Origin of the sequence: Actinomadura sp. K4S16 (assembly GCF_008327685.1) — a bacterium.
In the GTDB taxonomy this organism is placed as follows: Bacteria; Actinomycetota; Actinomycetes; order Streptosporangiales; family Streptosporangiaceae; genus Spirillospora.
In genome coordinates this window covers 115,290-133,966 of record NZ_BDDE01000025.1, presented here as the reverse complement: position 1 = coordinate 133,966, position 18,677 = coordinate 115,290, and the positions used below count along the sequence as shown (strand labels likewise).

Annotated in this window: 12 protein-coding genes; 3 read left to right on the top strand and 9 right to left on the bottom strand. The window is 73.6% G+C overall.

All coding sequences use genetic code 11. The features are described 5' to 3' along the window. The first annotated feature begins 160 nt into the window (after positions 1-160). A complete protein-coding gene (locus K4S16_RS37495) occupies positions 161-2,185 on the top strand; it encodes a protein kinase (protein ID WP_149263832.1) in 2,025 nt (674 codons plus the stop codon). A 30-nt stretch (positions 2,186-2,215) separates the two neighbouring features. Here K4S16_RS37495 and K4S16_RS37490 read toward each other — a convergent pair whose 3' ends face one another. Then, a complete protein-coding gene (locus tag K4S16_RS37490) occupies positions 2,216-3,142 on the bottom strand; it encodes a Ppx/GppA phosphatase family protein (protein ID WP_149263831.1) in 927 nt (308 codons plus the stop codon). Positions 3,143-3,207: 65 nt separating this feature from the next. On the opposite strand from K4S16_RS37490, the gene K4S16_RS37485 reads away from it, so the two are divergent. Continuing rightward, a complete protein-coding gene (locus K4S16_RS37485) occupies positions 3,208-3,636 on the top strand; it encodes a PH domain-containing protein (protein ID WP_149263830.1) in 429 nt (142 codons plus the stop codon). Position 3,637: 1 nt separating this feature from the next. Here the strand turns inward: K4S16_RS37485 and K4S16_RS37480 are convergent, their stop codons facing one another. Together K4S16_RS37480 and K4S16_RS37475 are read right to left on the bottom strand one after the other, a co-directional pair. Beyond that, positions 3,638-4,543: a ribokinase gene (locus tag K4S16_RS37480; RefSeq protein WP_149263829.1), complete on the bottom strand. Its 906-nt coding sequence runs from the start codon at positions 4,541-4,543 to the stop codon at positions 3,638-3,640. 42 nt (positions 4,544-4,585) lie between these two features. Beyond that, positions 4,586-4,804 (bottom strand): hypothetical protein, encoded by a 219-nt coding sequence (locus K4S16_RS37475; protein ID WP_149263828.1) that lies wholly within the window; start codon positions 4,802-4,804, stop codon positions 4,586-4,588. Between the two features lie 117 nt (positions 4,805-4,921). On the opposite strand from K4S16_RS37475, the gene K4S16_RS37470 reads away from it, so the two are divergent. Next, complete coding sequence (locus K4S16_RS37470; protein WP_200842337.1) at positions 4,922-5,740, top strand: SAM-dependent methyltransferase; 819 nt, start codon at positions 4,922-4,924, stop codon at positions 5,738-5,740. A gap of 1 nt (position 5,741) precedes the next feature. On the opposite strand, the gene K4S16_RS37465 is transcribed toward K4S16_RS37470, so the two are convergent. The 6 genes from K4S16_RS37465 to K4S16_RS37440 all read right to left on the bottom strand — a co-directional run bounded on the left by K4S16_RS37465 (position 5,742) and on the right by K4S16_RS37440 (position 18,668). Further along, positions 5,742-6,533, bottom strand: a complete 792-nt coding sequence (locus K4S16_RS37465) for an aldo/keto reductase (protein WP_149263883.1) — start codon at positions 6,531-6,533, stop codon at positions 5,742-5,744. A gap of 137 nt (positions 6,534-6,670) precedes the next feature. Next, positions 6,671-7,147 (bottom strand): MarR family winged helix-turn-helix transcriptional regulator, encoded by a 477-nt coding sequence (locus K4S16_RS37460; RefSeq protein WP_235037328.1) that lies wholly within the window; start codon positions 7,145-7,147, stop codon positions 6,671-6,673. Positions 7,148-7,228: 81 nt separating this feature from the next. Continuing rightward, positions 7,229-10,357 carry a family 78 glycoside hydrolase catalytic domain gene (locus K4S16_RS37455; RefSeq protein ID WP_200842336.1) on the bottom strand — a complete coding sequence of 1,043 codons (3,129 nt, stop codon included), beginning with the start codon at positions 10,355-10,357 and terminating at the stop codon, positions 7,229-7,231. Positions 10,358-10,377: 20 nt separating this feature from the next. After that, the gene (locus K4S16_RS37450) at positions 10,378-12,432 is read right to left on the bottom strand and encodes a trehalase family glycosidase (protein ID WP_149263826.1); all 2,055 of its coding nucleotides are present in this window, start codon (positions 12,430-12,432) and stop codon (positions 10,378-10,380) included. A gap of 93 nt (positions 12,433-12,525) precedes the next feature. Next, positions 12,526-15,480, bottom strand: coding sequence for a glycosyl hydrolase (locus tag K4S16_RS37445; RefSeq protein WP_200842335.1), 2,955 nt, complete (start codon positions 15,478-15,480; stop codon positions 12,526-12,528). A gap of 2 nt (positions 15,481-15,482) precedes the next feature. Continuing rightward, positions 15,483-18,668: a family 78 glycoside hydrolase catalytic domain gene (locus tag K4S16_RS37440; protein ID WP_235037327.1), complete on the bottom strand. Its 3,186-nt coding sequence runs from the start codon at positions 18,666-18,668 to the stop codon at positions 15,483-15,485. Positions 18,669-18,677: the final 9 nt, after the last annotated feature.

The following is an 18,677-nucleotide window of genomic DNA, read 5'->3' as shown; positions in this document are numbered from 1 at the left end:
GAACCCTTCTGCCCACAGCCACAGCCACAGCCACAGCCCAGATATACACGCCCGGCTCATATCCGCTCGGGGAGACACGCTGGCCACGCCAGGCAACTCCGGCCCGGCCCGCCACACCCCCACCGGCCAAGGCCAGCGGTCTTCTCGGAGGCAATTGACGATGGACGCGACCACCCTGGGTGAGCTGCGCCCGGACGACCCCACCCGGATCGGCCGGTACCGGATCGAGGCCAAGATCGGCGAGGGCGGCATGGGCGCCGTCTACCTCGGCCGCGATCCCGACGGCCGCGCGGTGGCGGTCAAGGTCGTCCGGGCCGAGCTGGCGGGCGACCGGACGTTCCTCGCGCGCTTCCACGACGAGGCCGCCAACGCGCAGCGCGTCGCGTCGTTCTGCACGGCGCAGGTCCTGGAGCACGGCGAGGACCTCGGCCTGGCCTACATGGTCACCGAGTACATCGACGGGCCCTCGCTGCTCCAGCACGTCAGCGCGAAGGGCGCGCTCTCGCCGGGGATGCTGCACGGCGTCGCGGTCGGGGTCGCCGCCGCGCTCGTCGCCATCCACAGCGCCGGCCTCGTGCACCGCGACCTCAAGCCCAGCAACGTACTGCTGTCCATCTCCGGCCCGCGGGTGATCGACTTCGGCATCGCCCGCGCGCTGGACATGGCCTCCTCCCACACCCGGACCGGGCAGGTCGTCGGCACGCCCGGCTGGATCGCGCCCGAGCAGATCACCACGCAGGAGGTCACCCCGGCCGTGGACGTGTTCGCCTGGGGCTGCCTGGTGGCGTACGCCGCCAGCGGGCGCAACCCGTTCGGGCAGGGCTCGTTCCAGATCATGGCGGCCCGCGCCGTGCACGCCGACCCCGAGGTCGGCGACCTGCCGCCGTCGCTGTCCGGGCTCGTCCGCGCGGCGCTGCGCAAGGACCCCGCGCAGCGGCCGACCGCCCGCGACCTGCTGCTGGCGCTGGTCGGCGGGTCCGGCGAGGCCGCCGTGACGACCGAGCTGGGCGAGGCGTGGACGTCCCCGCCTCCCGCCGGACCGGTGGCCTCGCCCGCCGGACCGCCGGCCCCGGCCGCCGGAGGACCGAGTGCGCCGTTCCCGGGCGGGCCGGGGGCCACGTTCCAGGACGTCCCGGCCCGGCGGCCGGAGCCGGAGCCGCGCACCGAGCCCGTGTACGAGCGCCGCACCGACCCGCCCACCATGCGGGAGCTGCCGGAGCATCCGGTCGCGCGCCGGGGAGCGTCCCGGCGCACCGTGCTCGCCGCGTCGGCCGCTGCGGGGCTGCTGGTCACCGGGATCGCGGGCGCCGTCTACCTCGTCGGCCGGCCGTCCGGCGGCGCGCGGAACGCGGGGGCCGCCGCGGCGGCCCTCCCGACCTCGCCGATGTTCGTCCGGATCGACACGGCGCCCGGGTGGCCGAAGACCTGCAACGCCGACATCGGCGTCTACAGGCCCGGCGACCCGTCCGCGAAGACGCTGGTCCGCGGGCCGAGCTGCGACATCCTCCCCGAGCGGTCACCGGACGGCAGGCGCGTCGCGTTCACCAGGATGGACGACCGGAGCGCCGACGCGTGGACGATGAACGCCGACGGGTCCGGCGCCCGGAAGGTGACCGGCATCGTGCGCGGCACCCGCGTCGCGTGGTCGCCCGACGGCACCCGCCTGGCCTACATGGGCGTGAAGGACGGCGTCCGGCAGATCTTCTCCCTCCCGCTGGGCGGCGGCCCGGCCACCCAGCTGACCACCGACGACTCGGTCAAGGACGACCCGATGTGGTCGGCCAAGGGCAAGCTCGTGTTCTGGAGCAAGCGCGACAGCGACGTGGAGCAGCTCTACACGATGGACGCCGATCGCCCCGGCGGCGCCTGGACGCGGCTCACCCGCGACGGCGAGCGCGCCGTCGACCCGGAATGGTCCCCCGACGGCTCCAAGATCGCCTACGTGCGGGGCCCGGCCACCGCGAGCGACATCTGGGTGATGAACGCCGACGGATCCGGCGCGCACGCGCTGACGTCCGGGACCGACCGCGACATGGACCCGGCGTGGTCGCCCGACGGCCGGTGGCTCGCCTACGTGCGCGGCGACGTCGCCGACCCGGTGATCCACGCCGTCCGCGCGGACGGCTCCGCCGACCGCGTCCTCACGCCCCAGGGCGCGGTGATCGGCCACCCGAACTGGTCGTGAGAGCGGGCCCGGTGCTCGGAGCGCCGGCGCTCAGCCGGTGATCATGTCGAGGCGGCGGAGGATGACGCCCTCGCGCAGCGCCCACGGGCAGATCTCCAGCTCCCGCAGCTCGAACAGGTCCATCGCGGCGTCCGCGACGATCGCGCCCGCGAGCAGCTGGGCGGCGCGCCGCTCGGACACCCCGGGCAGCTCGGCGCGCTCGGCGGAGGGCATCGCGGCGAGCTTGTCCGTCCAGTCGGTGAGGTCACCGCCGGACAGGACGCGCCGCTGGTAGGGCCCGTCGCCGGTGGGGGCGGCGCCGCCGATCCGGGCGAGCTGCTTGAACGTCTTGGACGTGGCGACCGCGTGGTCGGGGGGCCCGTACCGGGCGACGTCCCCGACCCGGCGCGCGATCTCCGTGCGGACGTGCCGGCGCAGGCCGCGGACCTCCTCGGCGGGCGGCGGGTCGGCGGTGAACCGGTCGCGGGTGAGCCGGCCGGCGCCGAGCGGCAGGGAGAACGCCACGTCCGGCTCCTCGTCGATGCCGGAGGCGACCTCCAGCGAGCCGCCGCCGATGTCCACCACCAGCAGCCGCCCCGAGGACCAGCCGAACCAGCGGCGGACGGCGAGGAACGTCAGCCGCGCCTCCTCCTCGCCGGACAGCGCCCGGATGTCGATCCGCTTGTCCTCGCGGATCCGCGCCAGCACCTCCTCGCCGTTGGAGGCGTCGCGGACGGCGGAGGTGGCGAACGCGACCAGGTCCTCGACGCCCTTGTCCTCGGCGACCTGCAGCGCCTCGTCGACGAAGTCGCGCAGCAGCGTCTCGCCCTCCTCGGAGAGCCGGTCGCCGTCCAGGTGGTCGGCGAGCCGGAGTTCCGCCTTGTGGGAGTACGCGGCGAGGGGGCGCGCGCCCTGATGGGCGTCCACCACGAGGAGATGCACCGTGTTCGAGCCCACGTCCAGCACACCGAGTCGCATGGCCCCGACGGTATCGGACCGCTCCGATGCGCGGGCAGGCCCCGGGTGCGGCTATGGTCTCGGGCATGGAGCCGGGTCAGGAGCGGCGGTGGCGCGTACCGCCAGGTCACGTGGTGGTCAAGTGCGCCGCCGCGGCCGCCGTCACGGCGCTGCTCGTCCTGTACTCCCACGACCCCCAGTTCCTGTTCCTCGCGGGCGCGGCGGCCATCGGGCTGAACGCGCTCGCGCTGCGCGACCTGGTCGCCCCCGTCCGCCTCGCCGCCGACGGCGACGGCCTCACCGTCGTGACCGGCTACGCCGGGCGCCGCCGCCTCCGCTGGGACCAGGTGGTCTCCATCCGGGTCGACGAGCGGCGCCGGCTCCTGCTGCACACGCGCATCCTGGAGATCGAGACCGCCGACGACCTGTACCTGCTCAGCGCGTTCGACCTGGGCTCGGACGTCCACGACGCCGCCGACGAGCTGTACCGGCTGCGCGCCCGGACGGACCGCTGAGCTAGAGGGCGGGCAGCTCGTCCGGCGTGGGGAACGAACTCTGCGCGCCGCGGCGGCGGACGGCGGCGGCGCCCGCGCGGGTGGCGAGGCGGGCCGCGTCCCGCAGGGAGTCGCCGCGCGCGAGCCGCAGGCACAGCGCGGCGGTGAAGGCGTCCCCGGCGCCGGTGGTGTCGACCGCCTCCGACCGCGGGGACGGGACGGCGGCCGTGCCCCGGCCGTCCGCGACGACGACGCCGTCGGCGCCGACCGTGACGGCGGCCGAGCGCGCCCCGGACTCGACCAGCGCCGCCGCCATCCGCGCCGGGTCGCCGTTCCCGCCGAGCAGGAAGGCGGCCTCGTGCTCGTTGACGACGAGGGGGTCGCAGAGGGCGAGCAGGTCGTCCGGGACTGGCGCGGCCGGCGAGAGGTTGAGCACGACCCGGCGGCCCGCCCCGGCGGCGACTCCGGCGGCGGCCTCCACCGCGGCCGGCGGCACCTCCATCTGGAAGGACACCACCGGCGCGCTCTCGATCAGCGCGCGGGCCGCCTCGACGTCGGCGGGGCCGAGCCGGGCGTTGGCGCCGGGCGAGACGACGATGCTGTTGTCGCCGTCCGGCCCGACCGTGATCAGCGCGACGCCGGTCGGGACGCCCGGCGTGGTCACCAGGTGCGCGAGGTCCACGCCGTCGGCGGCCAGGGCGCCGCGCAGCAGTTCGCCGTGCCCGTCGTCGCCGACCCGGCCGACGATCGCGGTCCGGGCGCCGAGCCGCGCCGCCGCGACCGCCTGGTTCGCGCCCTTGCCGCCCGGATGCGTGGCCAGGTCGGACCCGAGCACCGTCTCCCCCGGCGCGGGCCGCCGCTCCACGCCCACCACGAGGTCCGCGTTGAGCGATCCGACCACGGCCACGTCCCACCTGCGCTCTTCCACGGGTAACCGACTACACGCGCGGGGGCCGTCCGCGCAACCCGCTCACCCGGAGCGCAGCTCCGCGAGGTCGACCACCTCGGCGAGCTCCGCGACCGACGGGTAGTACCCGCGGCCCACGGGCACGCCGTCCCGCGTCACCAGCAGCGCGGTCGCGCCCCGCACGCCCGCGAAGTCCGCCCACACCCGGTGCGCGCCGGTGAGCCGCACCGCCGTCACCCGCAACCCGCCCGGCCCCGTCCAGGTCCCCTGCTCCTCCCCCATGCACGGAACGTTACGTATCGCTACTTAAAGCCACGACCACGTGGGTTCCCAGGCGGTCACCGGGCCGGATGCGGCGTTCGTGTTGCCGCCCGGGGGCCGTTGCCCGATCATGAGCCGGTGACCGACTTCTCGGGCGGGGCCTCCGCCGGTCTCGACGCCTCCTCGCCCAACGTGGCGCGGATGTACGACTACTGGCTCGGCGGCAAGGACAACTTCGCCGCCGACCGGGAGGCCGCCCAGCGCGTGGTGGAGATCTCCGAGGGGCGGGTGGTGCGGGGCGTCCGGCTCAACCGCGCCTTCCTCGGCGGCGCGGTGCGGGACGCCGCCGGGGCCGGGATCCGGCAGTTCCTCGACCTCGGGTCCGGGCTGCCCACGCGGGAGAACGTGCACGAGGCCGCGACGCCGGCCCGCCCGGACTCGCGGGTCGTCTACGTCGACTACGACCCGGTCGTGTGCGCGCACGGCCGGGCGCTGCTCGCCGACGCGGGGAACGTGGGGTTCGCCGAGGCCGACCTGCGCCGCCCGGACGACGTCCTCGGCCACCCGGTCGTGGCCGACCTGCTCGACTTCTCCGAGCCGGTGGCCCTGCTGCTGGTGTCGGTGCTCCACTTCGTGGACGACGCCGAAGATCCGCACGCGCTCGTCGCCCGCTACCGGGACGCGCTGGCGCCCGGCAGCCGCCTGATCCTCTCGCACCTGGCGTCGGACGCCTTCCCCGAGCGGATGGCCGAGGCCGAGCGCGTCTACAAGGACGCCAGCGCGCGGCTCGGCGCCCGTCCCCGCGCCCGCATCCTGGAGTTCTTCGACGGCTTCGACCTGCTGCACCCGGGGCTCACCGGTCCCCGCGAATGGCTGGACGGGGGCGTCAAGACCGACGGCGAGCAGTTCGCGGGGCTCGTCGGCGTCGGGGAGCTGACGCGGCCCGGCGCGGGCTGAGCTAGTCCGTCTCGAAGGTCGCCGGGTCGGGCCCGAACCGGACGCCCTTGTCCATCTCGCCGATCGCCTTCATGTCGTCCGTCGTCAGCTCGAACCCGAACACGTCGATGTTCTCGGCGATCCGGGAGGGCGTCACCGACTTCGGGATCACGACGTTCCCGATCTCCAACTGCCAGCGGAGCGCGATCTGCGCGGGAGTGCGGCCGCGGGCCTGGGCGATGCGGTCGAGCGCGGGGTCGTCCAGGAGCCCGTGGCCCTGCCCGAGCGGCGCCCACGCCTCGGTGCGGATGCCGTGGTCTCGGTGGAAGGCGCGCAGCCCGTCCTGCTGGAAGTACGGGTGCAGCTCGATCTGGTTGACGGCGGGGACGACGTCGGCCTCGTCGAGGATCCGGCGCAGCGTCTCGACCGTGAAGTTGGAGACGCCGATCGACCGGACCCGGCCGTCGTGCTTCAGCCGCTCCAGCGCCCGCCATGTCTCCAGGTACAGGCCGCGGCCCGGCATCGGCCAGTGGATGAGGTAGAGGTCCAGGTACTCCAGGCCGAGGCGGGACAGGCTCGCCTCGTAGGCGCGCATCGTGTCGTCGTAGCCCTGGTCGCTGTTCCACACCTTGCTGGTGACGAACAGCTCCTCGCGCGGCAGCCCCGACGCGCGCAGGGCGCGCCCGACGCCGTCCTCGTTGCCGTAGACGCTCGCGGTGTCGATGCTGCGGTAGCCGTTCCGCAGGGCGGTCGCCACGGCGCTCTCGGCCTCGTCGTTCCCCACCTGGAAGACCCCGAAGCCGAGCTGCGGCATCGCGGTCCCGTCGATGAGATCCACCTTCGGTACGGTCACGGTGTCCCTCCTTCCTCGACTGTGTGCCGTGCGCTCTCCTGCCCAGCGACGTGCCGTCAAACATGGCGGGGCGACCGCGCCCCGGCCCGGAGGCCGCGTCAGGCGTCCCGGTCCCAGGCGCGCTGTGACCGCGCGATCTCGTGGAACGCGTCCTTGAAGACGGCGTAGCGCTCGTCGCCGAGGGCGCGCCGGTGGCGGTCCTCGATGCCGGCGAGGATCGCGCGGGCCTTGGCGATCTCGTCGAGTCCGCGCTCGGTGGGGACGACCCGCTTGGCGCGGCGGTCGGCGGGGTCGGGTTCGCGGAGGACGTACCCGAGCTCCACCAGCTCGTCCACGATCGTGCCGACGATCTGCTTGTGCTGCCCGGAGCGGGCCGACAGCTCGGTCGCGCGCACGCCCGCGGGGTCCAGAAAGGCGAGGACGGTTCCGTGCCGCGGCCGGACGTCGGGGTGCCCCTCCTCGGCGAGCCGGTGGAACAGCTCCTCCTGGAGCGCCCGCATCAGCTGACCCGCCAGCATGCCGAGGTCGGGGGCGCCGCGCCCCTGGGCCGCGCGGTCCCGTCCATCTTTAGTCACAGTCTCTGACTATCAATATTCGTGACCGCAGGCAAGGCGCCGGTCCGGTGGGCCGCGGGGCGCGGCCCACCGGATGGTGCGTCAGGAGACGGTGCCGTGGAAGGTGTGGGTGCCGGAGCCGACCGTCGTCGGCTCGGCGGTGCCCGGGACGTGCACCTGGGCGGTGCTGCCCGGCGGGACCGTGACCTTCAGGGTGATCTCGCCGTCCTCCAGCGTCCAGGAGGAGCGGACCTCGCCGAACGGCGTCCGCCGGGTGGCGGAGGCGCTGGTCAGGTCGCCGACCACGGCCGGGTCGATGACCAGCTCGCGGTACCCGGCGGAGCCGGGCGCCTGCCGGATGCCGGCGAGGCGGCCGGAGAACCAGGAGTCGATCGAGCCGAGCATGAAGTGGTTCTGCGACTGGCCGGCGCCGCCGTCCCACGACTCGCCCAGGGCGGTGTTCCCGTGGACGACCTGGTACCCGTAGCTCGGGCTGTCCGTCCGCGTCGCGATCTTGTAGATCACCTCGTCCGGGAGGACCCGGAACGCCGACGGCAGCGAGATCTCACCGAGCAGCAGGTGGTGGCCCGCGTCGCGGATGCTGCCGACCAGGTGGTCGAGCAGCCTCTGGCGCTGGTCGGCGGGCACGGCCCCCATGTCCAGCGCGATGGCCTCGGCGCCCTGGCCGCCGCCCCCGAAGGTGCCGGTCGCGGGGTCGTAGAGCTTGTCCGAGAGGGCCTTGGCGCTCCTGTCGGCCTTGGCGCGGTAGGCGGCGGCGCCCGCCTCGTCGCCCAGCGCGCCTGCGATCCTGGACATGGTGTCGGCGATCCGCCACCAGCCGTACGTCCCCGAGACGACCTTGGGGAACGTGCGGTCGGGGGTGAACCAGTCGCCCAGGGTGTAGTCGGTCAGCCCGTCGGAGACGCGGCCCTCGATGTACGCGGCGTACCGCTTCATCGCGTCGTAGTACGTCCGCATGGTCTCGGTGTCGCCGTAGTTCAGGTAGAGCTGCCACGGGACGGCGACGAACGCGCCGCCCCAGTTGGAGTCGTCCCTGTAGGTGCCCGGAAGGACCGTGTAGTCGGGGACCGTGGACGGGACGAGCCCGGTCTCGGTCTGCGCGTCCGCCATGTCCTGGACGATCTTGCGGAGCTGGGCGTGCACGTCGTAGTTGGCGGCGAGCGCGTCGCCGACGAGGTGGGTCTGCTCCAGCCAGCCGAGCTTCTCCCGGCTCGGGCAGTCGGTGAGGACGCTCGTCATGTTGCCCTCGATCGCACGGCGGATCAGCCCGTGGATGCCGTTGAGGAGGTCGCTGGACGAGCTGAACGAGCCCGCGGAGTCGTTGTCGGCGCGCAGCACCTGCCCCCGCACGGATATCGTCGCGCCCTCGGGCAGGCCGCGCACCTCCAGGTAGCGGAAGCCGTGGTAGGAGAACTGCGGATGCCACGTCTCGGAACCCGCGGTGCGCGTCGTGTACTCGTCCCAGATGGGCGCCCCGACGTTGCTCATCGACTGGAACGCGCGGCCGTCCTTGAGGCTCTCGGACGGCAGGACCCGCACGGACGTCCCGGCCGGGGCCTCGACGGTGATCTCGGGACGGCCCGCGATGTTGCGGCCGACGTCGAACACCCGGTAGCCGTCACCCGCCCCGACCTGGCGGCCCTCCAGCGTCTCGACCACGCGGACCGGTTCGGCCGTGCGGCCGCTCAGCGCGCCCGGCGCCGCGACGGGGACGGCCGCCTCCCAACCGGAGCGGGACGCGCCCGGCCTGTCCCAGCCGGGACGCTCGCGGCGGGCGTCGTGGTCCTCGCCCCCGTACCAGTTGGAGAACGTGACGGGCCCGAGGACGGTCTTCCACGTGCCGTCGCTGGCGACCCGCACGACGCGGCCGTCGGAGAGGGCGACCTCCAGCTGGGCCATCAGCTTGGGGTCGCTGATCGTCCCGGTGAACTTGCGGTACCGGTCGGGGGTCGAGATCACGTTGGCGATGCCGTTGCCCAGCTCGACGCCGAGCGTGTTGGTGCCGGAGCGGAGCATGTTCGTGACGTCGTAGGTCGCGTACTGGACGCGCTTCTTGAACCCGGTGTTGGCCGGTTCCAGTTCGGCGTCGCCGACGCGGCGCCCGTTCAGCCGGGCCTCGTAGACGCCGAGGCCGGCGACGTAGAGGCGGGCGCTGCGGACGCCGCCGGGCAGCCCGAAGTCCTTCGCGAAGATCGGCAGGGCCTCGGGGACGGGCGACTCGGGCGGCTCCTGGCCGGTGACGGCCGCCCTCGTCGTGAAGGGCCCCTCGGCGGCGTCGGAGGCGGCGACCGAGAAGTCGACGGGCGCGTACGGGACCTTGCCGCCCTCGATGCCCTGGTCCGTGCGCGGGTAGAGGAGGACCTCGTCGAAGTCCTTGGCCGCCTGGAGGTCCACGGTGAGGGTGAGCGGCTTGTCGGAGACGTCCGCCTTGCCGTAGGCGGAGCTCGACCAGCCGGCGAACTCCTGGTTGGTCGTCTGCGTGCCGTCGGTCAGGTAGCGGGTCAACCACTTGCGGTTGACGTTGCCGCCGTTGTCGGACGCGGTCACGGTCCTGCCCTTGGCGAGGTTGGTCTCCGGGTCGCCGGAACTGCGCACCTCCAGTTCGGCGAGCTGGAGCCGCCAGGTCTTGTCCGGCAGCTGCTCGACCTTGGGCAGGCCCAGCTTCGTCACGTCCAGGCGGACGTAGCGCGCGGTGGTCTTCGGCAGCTTCACCACGATCGGGGCGGGTTTCTTGCCCGCGACCTGCCAGTCCTTCTGGCCGATCCAACCGCCCCGCCAGTCGTTCTGGGACGTCAGGCCCGTCTCGAACCAGGACGGCGACGACCAGCCGGAGGGCCGCGGCCCGGTCCAGACGCGGACGCGCCAGTACACCCGGGTCCGGCTGCCGATCTCCTTGCCCGCGTAGACGGCGCGCTGGCCGCCGGAGGCCACCCGGCCGGAGTCCCAGAGGTCGGCGCGGCCGTCCCGCAGTGCCTTCTCGCTGGTGGCGGCCTGGATCTGGTAGGCGGTCTGGGCGACGTTCCGGCCGCCTTGGAACTGCCAGGTCAGCGGCGGTGTCGTGTCGTCGATGCCGAGGGCCTGGTTGAGGTCGGCGGTCTTCATGCGGGTGACGTGGGCTTCCGCGTCCGCGTACACGGGGGCGGACAGGAAGGTCATCGGAAGGGCGACGGTGATGGACGCGGCCGCGAGGCCGCGCAATGGCCTGCGCAAGGGGACTCCTGGAAGGGCGGTCATGCGCGGTCGCTGCGCAGACGGTGGGAGCCGCGCAGGCCCTCGATGTACACGTACTCGCCGTCGCTGCGGACGCCCGCGGCCCGTGCGCGGGTGCCGTCCCAGACGAGGCGTCCGTCGACCCGGACCTCGATGCGGGCGCCGAACGTCGGCACGCCGGCGCGGCCGACGGTGGTGCCCGGAGCCTTCAGGTGCGCGGTGTACGTCCCGTTGGAGACCCTCCAGGAGGCGTCGACCGCGCCGGCCGTCGTGGTGATCCGGCCCTGCGCGAACGTGAGGTCGGCCGGGTGCGGGACGAAGTCGAACGACCGTCCGCCCGTCCCGGTGGGGTTCAGGCCGAGGACGGAGAACGTGAGGGCCGGCGTCGGGCCCGTCGCCCAGGCGTGCGCGAGGCTGACGTAGGAGCTGCAGAAGACGCACCCGTCCCCCGGGTTGCGGAACGACTCCCAGAAGGTGCTGCCGGTCCCCTGCGGGTGGTCGAGCATGTAGCCCCACTGGCGGCGGATGATGTCCACGCCGGCCTGGTCGGCGGCCTGGCCGCCCGCCGCGAAGTGGGCGTTCACCTCCATCGATCCGGAGAAGACGCCGGGGTTGCCCTTGTTCTCGGGCGCGGTGGAGGTGATCTCGTTCCAGTTGCCCTTGAGGGACTCGCTGATGCGGCGTGCCTGCCGCTGGTCGGCGAGGCCGTACCAGACGGCGAGGGCATTGTCCGCCTGCGGGTGGATCGGCGAGTTCGGGTAGAACTTGTACGCGCCGGCGGCCTCGTCCCAGAAGTTCGCGTTGATGGCGGTGCGGAGCGCGGCGGCCCGCTCGGCATAGGACGCGGCCAGGGCGTCGTCGCCCTGCGCCTTGGCGAGCTGCGAGCCCCTGTCGAGGACGCGCCACATCAGCACGTTCGCGATGAGGTTCTCGCCCTTGGCCAGGATCCGGACGGAGTCGGACGTCCCGGTGATGGACACCAGGCCCTTGTCGTCCATCTTCCTGGCGATGAAGTCGACGCCCTTCTGGTACCGGCCCCAGACGCCGGACAGCCAGCCCGCGTCGCCGGTGTAGTGGTAGTAGTCCCAGCTCGCGGCGAGGGTCCACAGGTGGTAGGTGTCCGAGCCCCACTTGTTCAGCTCGGGGCCGGCGTAGGGCAGCTCGCCGGTGTCGCGCTGGGCCTGGTAGACGGTGGTGAGCGCGTTCCGGGCGGACTCGGTGTCGTTGAACGCCGCGTAGGCGCTCGGGATCTCGATGCCGAGGTCGCCGGGCCAGACGGTCCGGTCGCGCTTGGCGCCGTCCACGAGGATGGTGTCGCCGACGCCGATGTCGCCGGTGCTGTCCCACAGGGCCGCCGGGGGCTCCCAGACCCGGCCGGTCTTCGGCGAGATCGTGTTGAGCTGGACGGTGTAGGCGCCCGCGTACCAGATGCGGTTGAGCAGATCGTCGCTCGAGTAGAAGTAGTTGGCGTACTTCGACGGGTCCTTCATCGTCGGCGCGGGGGTGTAGTGCAGCGACACCTTGTCCAGGTCGACCCGGCCGCCGGACTGCAGGAAGACCGTCAGGTAGCGGAAGCCGCCGCGGAGCAGCTCGGCGGGCGTGGTGTAGGACGTGGCGCCGTCGACGTCCACGGTGAGGGCGCCGTCGCGGCTGCGGGGGCCTCCGGTGGAGGCGTCGCTCGTCGTGTCCACGTAGGTGGACGACTCGGAGAACGCGACGCCGACCTTCTGCGGGCCGTCCGACCCGGCGAAGCGCAGCGTGGTGAGCCCGCTGACCTCCTTGCCGAAGTCGAGCGTGACGGACGATCCGGCGCCGGTCAGGCTGGTCGCGCCGCCCTTCAGGACGGCGTCCTGGTCCGCCACGGTGCCGGTGGTCTTGAAGACCGACACCGGGGAGAGCGTCCGCGACGACGGGGAGAAGTTGTACCGCTCCCAGGGGGCCGACTCGCGGCCCGGCTCGCGGCCCGGCTCGGCGTAGGCGGAACCGAGCGGGGCCGCCTGGACGGCGGTCAGGGCGGACAGTCCGAGAGCGACCGCGATGGCGCCGCGGCGGCGCCTGGATACGCTGGTGTGCATGGATTCCTCGCTATTCCGGTCTTGAAGAGGGCTTGGGATGAGGGGTCCACCGTGCGGGAGGGCGGGGCCAACGCCCTCCCGCACGTCCGGGGTTCAGCGGGTGGGGACCACCGCCTCGCCGTAGGGGACGAGCCGGACGGGCCCGACCAGCCCGTACCGCTGGCGCGACGCGTTCCCGTAGACGCCCGGGTCGGAGACGCGGAGCCGGTTGTTCAGCGTGGTGGCGACCTCGACCTCGATCGTGTTCGCGCCGCGCCGCAGCCAGGGGCCGATGTCCACGACCGGGACGATCACGCTGACCGGGAGCCGGTGGCCGTTGACGGTGACGCGGCAGGTGTCGAAGACCTCGCCGAGCTCCAGCAGCGCGCCGCCGCCCGTCCAGTCCACGGTGGTGGTGTAGGTGCCGATGCCGGAGACGTCCGCGAGCTCGGGGATGTCCGGCCACGCCTTGAGGCCGTCGAGCTCAAGGTCGTGCCGCTTCACGCCGTCCGGCGTCATGTCCTCCACCTGGAGCCGCCAGGACGTGAGGGTCCGCGCCTCGGGCACCGCGCCGATCTCCGTCTGCACGGTGCGGCCGTCGGGCAGCGTCGTGGAGTAGCCGCCGGCGGCCTTCGCGCGGGCGATCAGGCGCTGCCGGTCGACGCGGAGCTCGGCCTGCGACGCGGTCGCGGACGGGGCCTCGCCGCCGCGCGCCAGGATGATCACGGTGGCCTCGGAGGGCTGCAGCGCCACCCGAAGCGTGATCGTGTCGCCGTCCTCGCGGTAGACGGCGATCCGCTCGGTCTCGCCCGTCCACAGGTTCAGCCGGTACGGGACGGCCTTGCGGTCGGACCGGGTGAACGTGACCTCGTGGTCGATCGCGGCGACCGGCGGCTTGACGGTCTCGGCGTGCTTGCCGTTGCACAGGTAGAAGTAGTCGGCGCGGCCGTCCCGCCGGTGGCCGGTGAGGAGCGTCGACGCCTCCGCGTAGGAGACCGTCGGGCGCAGCCCGAGGTCGGCGAGCGCCCCGGGCACGTCGGCCTCCGTGGCGACGACTCGGACGCGCGGCTGCGCGAACAGCTGCTTGAGGACGGCGCGCAGTTGCTCGTTCTCGCCGTCGCGGTCCAGGCCCGGCACGGTCGCGGCCGACCAGTCGCCGAGGAACAGCAGCGGCAGCCCCGCCTTCGTCAGCTTCAGCATGGTGCGGGCCGTGGCGAGCGGCAGCGTGCACTCGTTGCCGCCGAAACGGTCGCCCTCGACGAACACGACCTTGTAGGCCGGGCCGTCGGGGGCGAGCCGCCCGCCGGACACGGTCGCGGACGGGAGGTCGAGCAGCGGCGCGCTGATGAGCTGGTGCGTCCAGCCCAGCGGGACGCCGAACTTGGTGAACCACCCGGCGCCGATGCCGGTCTTGGTGTAGCCCTTCTGGCGGAAGACGGCCACGTCGATGCGGCTCTTGCCCGCCTGCATGGCCAGGTGGATGCGCGACAGGTAGGCGGCCACGTCGGGGACGTGCCGCCATGTCGGCTGGCGCGGCCCCCACGACTCGGAGAATCCGATGCCGCCGTTGTAGGGGGTGAACGCGGCGAAGCCCGGCCACGCCGCCCCAGGCGCGGTGGCGTAGGAGAAGCCGTGCAAGACGGTCTGGTTGAGACCGGCCGCATAGGCGCCGCCCATGGTGCGGAGGAACTTGCCCCAGGTGGTGTTGTAGGCGCCGCCCTGGTAGGCGCCCGCCTCGCAGGAGAGGACCTTGCGTCCGCCCATGTCGCGGCCTCCGGCGAGCGCGCGGTAGTCGTCCAGGTTCTTGAACCCGAGCGACTCGCCCTCCGGGACGTCCAGGATCGCGGCGGTGTAGATGGCGTCGGTCTCCAGCCCGTACGGCTGCGCGCGGTACTCCAGCCCGATCGAGTGCGCCCACTTCGCGAGCGCCGCGAAATGGAACTCGTTGAACAGGTCGGAGACCGTCTGCCAGAAGTCGTGCCGGACGTGGGCGGTCGTCGCCGCGTCGTAGGCGAACTTGGTGTTCTCCTTGAGCCGGACGATCACCGGCAGGTACGGCATCAGGTCGTAGCCGCGGCGCCGCCGGAACTCGGCCGGGAGGTCGGGCGTCCAGTTGAGCGCCGCCGTCTCCAGCTCGATCGAGTCCTCGAACAGCGTCGCGCCCGCCCGCTTGATCAGTTTGCGGATGTCGCGGGTGAGCAGGCGCGCCTCCCAGAACGCGGTGACGGCCCGGGTCCCGGCGCGGCTGAAGTGGTCGACGACGCAGCTGTCCGGGGACGAGTGCGGGCCGGACTCCGGCCGCTGCCCGCTGCCGCGCCGCCAGTAGGAGAACAGCAGCCAGTCGCCGCCCCCGGGGGCCGTCCAGGTGATCCGCTCCCCCGCGGCCTTCGAGGTCAGGTCGGTGAACGACGCGGGGTCGAGGCCGGTCTCCTTGCGGGTGTTGTTCGCGGCGTCGAGCCGGACGGCGTGGACGGCGACGAGGTGGCGCCTGGTCACGCCGCTCCCGGGCGGGGCGACCGGCTCGGGGACCGGGCCGTCATGGGTGGCGCCGCCCGCGACGGTCACCGTCCCGTACGCGAGTTCCTGGACGGCGGCCTCGTCGTCCGGCGTGATCGTCGGGACGGCCGCGGGCCAGGCCGGGCCGATCGTCAGGTCGACGGTCACGCCGCGCCGGGCGGCCTGGTCGAGCGCGGCCTCGACGCCGGCGTTCCAGGCCGGGGTGCCCCAGCCGTGCCCCGCCGGGTCCAGGACGGACTTGTCGCGGATGCTGTGGTGCACGGCGACGATCTCCGCGCCGCCGAACCCGGCGTCCGCGATCTGGTCGATCTCGCGCCGGATCTCCGCCGGATCTACCAGGCCGTCCGGCCACCACCAGCGGAAGCGGGGCCGCACCGCCGCGCCTGGGCCGGCGAACCCGCCGGCCTCCGGCGCCGCGGGGAGACCGGGCGCGGCCTGCGCCGCCGCCTCACCACCGAGGACCGGGCCGGCGCCCGCCACCACGGCGGCGGCGGCGCCGATCTGGAGTGCGCGCCTGCGGGTGACGCCCTGGCCCATGCGTTCGTCGTTCACTGTCAACTCCTGATCACTGTGCTGCGGCCGGAGCCGACCGGGCCGATGGCGAGGAGCCGGCCGGTGGCGTCCTGGCTGGTGGAGCGGGGGGCGCGGGCGTGGGGTCCGGTGAGGCGGAACGCGCGCGGATCGTCGTCGCCGAGCTCGACGACGACGCGGGCGGACATGCCGGGCGGCACGTCCACGTCCAGGCGGTAGCCGTCACCGCGGTCGAGCGCGACGGAGACCGGGCCGCGGATCGTCGGGACCCGGCCGGAGGCGCGGGTCAGCCCGCCCGGACGCGGCCGGACCTCGATCTCGGCCGCTCCCGGCGCGGTGATCCGCACACCGAGGACATGGCGCGGGATGACGTTCGCGGGCGCCGAGCCCCAGGCGTGCGAGAACGTCATGTTGGGTTTGAGGGACGGGTCCCAGGCCTCGGCCACGATGGTCGCGCCCAGGTCGTCCAGCATGTGCAGCCACGAGCTCATGCCGGTGGCCGTCATCAGGCCGATCGCGGCCTTGGCCTGGCCGGTGGCGAACAGGGCGTCCAGAAGGAACTGCGCGCCGTAGACGCTGACCTTCATGCCGCCGTCGGCGAGGGTCTCGCCCAAGGCGCGGACGACGGAGTCGGGAACCGTGCCGGGCCCGGCCACGCCGAGCGCGACCGGGTAGACGGTGGCGTGCTGCGCGCTGTGGGTGGTGCCCACTCCGTCGAAGAACCGCCCGTTGGACGCGTCGAGGAACTGCTCCCGCATCGCCCTGGCCAGCGTGTCGGCGCGTCCCCGCCAGCTCTTCGCGTCGGCCGTCCTGCCGAGAGCGTCCGCGATGTCGGCCATGGCGGTGAACGCGGCGTACTGGCAGGCGTTCACGACCGTGTTGACGTCGGTGAACACGTAGCCGTCCCGGTTGGACGCAGGCCAGTCGACCAGGTCCTGAGTGGGCGAGCCGGGCTTCTTGTGGACGAGCCCGTCCTCGCCGAGGTGGGGCGTCAGGTGCTTGGAGACGAGGATGTCGTAGTCCGCGGCGAGCTGCTCCGGGTCACCGGTGTGCAGGTAGTCCTGCCAGGCCGACATGACGCTCATCAGCCGGTACTCGGTGGGCCAGGTGGGGTTGCGGGCCAGGTAGGCGTCCGAGGCGCGGGCAAGCGCGAACGAGCGCTGCACGGCGTACTCGGACGCCTGGTTGACGAGCGCGTCGCCCTCGTAGGGGCCGCGTTCGCGGGTGGGCGTGTCCGTGTAGAGGTCGCCGCGCGTCGCCTCGATCGAGTACCGGCACAGCTCGTACACGCGGTCGAGGTCGGGGCTGGAGCTGGAGAACGACGCGTCGGAGTCGCGCCAGGCGGCCCGCCAGGCGCGCCCGGTGGCGGCCTGTGAGAGGTCGAGGTCGTCGTCGCAGATCAGCTGCGCGTAGCGGAAACCTCGGTAGCCCCAGTGCTCGATGGTCTGGTCGCCGTCGCGGAGCGTCCAGACCTCCCGGTAGGTGACGCCGGCGCGCAGCGCGTGCCTGACGGTCCCGTCGGCGTTCAGCTCCTCGCCGAGCCGGACCTCGACGGTCTGCCCCGCCTTGCCGCGCAGGGACAGGCGCAGACCGCCCGCGATCTCCCGTCCGAGATCGACGATCCAGGTGCCGGACGACGCCTTCCGCACGGACGCGGGCCGGACGTCGTACAGCCCGACCGGTTCGACGAGCGCGGGCTCCAGGCCGCCGATGGCCTGCTTCACCACCGGCGGCTCCCACCCGGAGTCGTCGAAGCCGGGGCTCGTCCAGCCGGCCGGCTCCTGCCGCATGTCCCAGTACTCCTGGGGACCCAGGTAGAAGCCGGAGCCGATCGTCCCGCCGTCGCGCAGCATCCCGGCCTGGCGGCGCGCCTTCCATGCCGCGCCGCTCCTGACGGTGGTGGACGTCCCGTCGGCGTAGGTGACGACGAGTTCGGCGAGGAACCGCTTGTCCTCGGTGGTGAACGCGAGGGCGGCGAGCGCGTTGGGCCGGCCCGGCTCCAGCGCCCCGGTGACGTCGAAGGAGTGGTACTTCGGCGCCCCCGTCCCGCCCCGCATGGAGGCGAAGCCGGCCACCTCGCCGTTCACCCAGATCTTGGCGGGGTACTGGCGGCTGGGCGCCGGGGACTGGGCGGCGACGTGGAGCACGGCGGCCGCGATCGGTTTGCGCTCCGGGGTGAACTCGGTGCGCAGCAGCGCCCAGCTGTCGTCGGGCGACCCGGCCGAGGACAGCGTCGACTGCCCCTTGGCGAGGGTCAGGGCGCCCCCCGCGACCGTGCCGGCGCCGAAGGTGCCGCGGCCGTCGGTGAAGTCCTCGTCGATGACCGCCTTGCCGTCCGCGCCGGTGAAGGTGACGCGGTCCCACACGTTGGCCTCGCTGGAGCCGTTGCGCATCCCGACCGTGCCCGTCCGGTACGTGCCGTCGGTGGTGGTGTCGACCTCCGCCCCGTCGATGGACGTCCGGAAGGTGGAGCCCGCCATCTCGACCGCCACGTCGTACCAGCGGCCCGTCTCGACGGGGAACGCCAGCCGCTTCTCCTCCAGCACCTGGTAGGTGCCGTTCACGCAGACGTGCTTCTTCAGGACGCCCGGAGATCCGGCGCGCAGCTGCCACAGGTAGTTGGCGCCCGTCCCGGACGCCCGGAACCAGAGGCTCGCCGCGACCAAGGTGATCTGCACCCGGGCCGTGAGGACGCCGTCGCCGGGCGCCTGCGCGGCCGCCGTCCAGACCGGTTCGGCGGACCACTCCTCGACTCCCGTGGCCAGCAGCGCGGGCTCGGACCAGCGGGACGCCTTGGGCCCGTCGAACGTCCGAACCCGCCACCAGTACGGCGTCCGCGGCGACAGCGCCGGGCCGCCGTACGGCACGGCGACGGACGCCGACGACGCGGCCCTGCCGCTGTCCCAGACGTGCGGGCCGTGCTCCAGGCGGGCCGGCGTGGTGGCGAACTGCACCTGGTAGTGCGTCTGCTTCGTCCCCGGACCGAGGTCGGCGACCTGCCAGCTCAGCCGCGGCCGGGCCGCGGTGACGCCGAGCCCGTCGGGCAGCAGGGAGGTCAGCAGCCCGGACGGCGTCCGGGCCGCCGCGGCGGCCGGGGACGCCGACGCGGCGCCCCCGGCGGAGCCGAGGACGACCGTGCCCGCCACCCCGGCCACCGACGCCCCGAGGAAGTGCCGCCGGCTCATCCCGCTTCTCGATCGTTCGGTCATGACCGGGCT

Excerpts from the sequence above, each read along its gene's own strand:
- K4S16_RS37440 (WP_235037327.1), bottom strand. The coding sequence starts at position 18,668 with ATGACCGAACGATCGAGAAGCGGGATGAGCCGGCGGCACTTCCTCGGG.
- K4S16_RS37485 (WP_149263830.1), top strand. The coding sequence starts at position 3,208 with ATGGAGCCGGGTCAGGAGCGGCGGTGGCGCGTACCGCCAGGTCACGTG.
- K4S16_RS37450 (WP_149263826.1), bottom strand. The coding sequence starts at position 12,432 with ATGCACACCAGCGTATCCAGGCGCCGCCGCGGCGCCATCGCGGTCGCT.
- K4S16_RS37475 (WP_149263828.1), bottom strand. The coding sequence starts at position 4,804 with ATGGGGGAGGAGCAGGGGACCTGGACGGGGCCGGGCGGGTTGCGGGTG.
- K4S16_RS37490 (WP_149263831.1), bottom strand. The coding sequence starts at position 3,142 with ATGCGACTCGGTGTGCTGGACGTGGGCTCGAACACGGTGCATCTCCTC.
- K4S16_RS37465 (WP_149263883.1), bottom strand. The coding sequence starts at position 6,533 with ATGCCGCAGCTCGGCTTCGGGGTCTTCCAGGTGGGGAACGACGAGGCC.
- K4S16_RS37495 (WP_149263832.1), top strand. The coding sequence starts at position 161 with ATGGACGCGACCACCCTGGGTGAGCTGCGCCCGGACGACCCCACCCGG.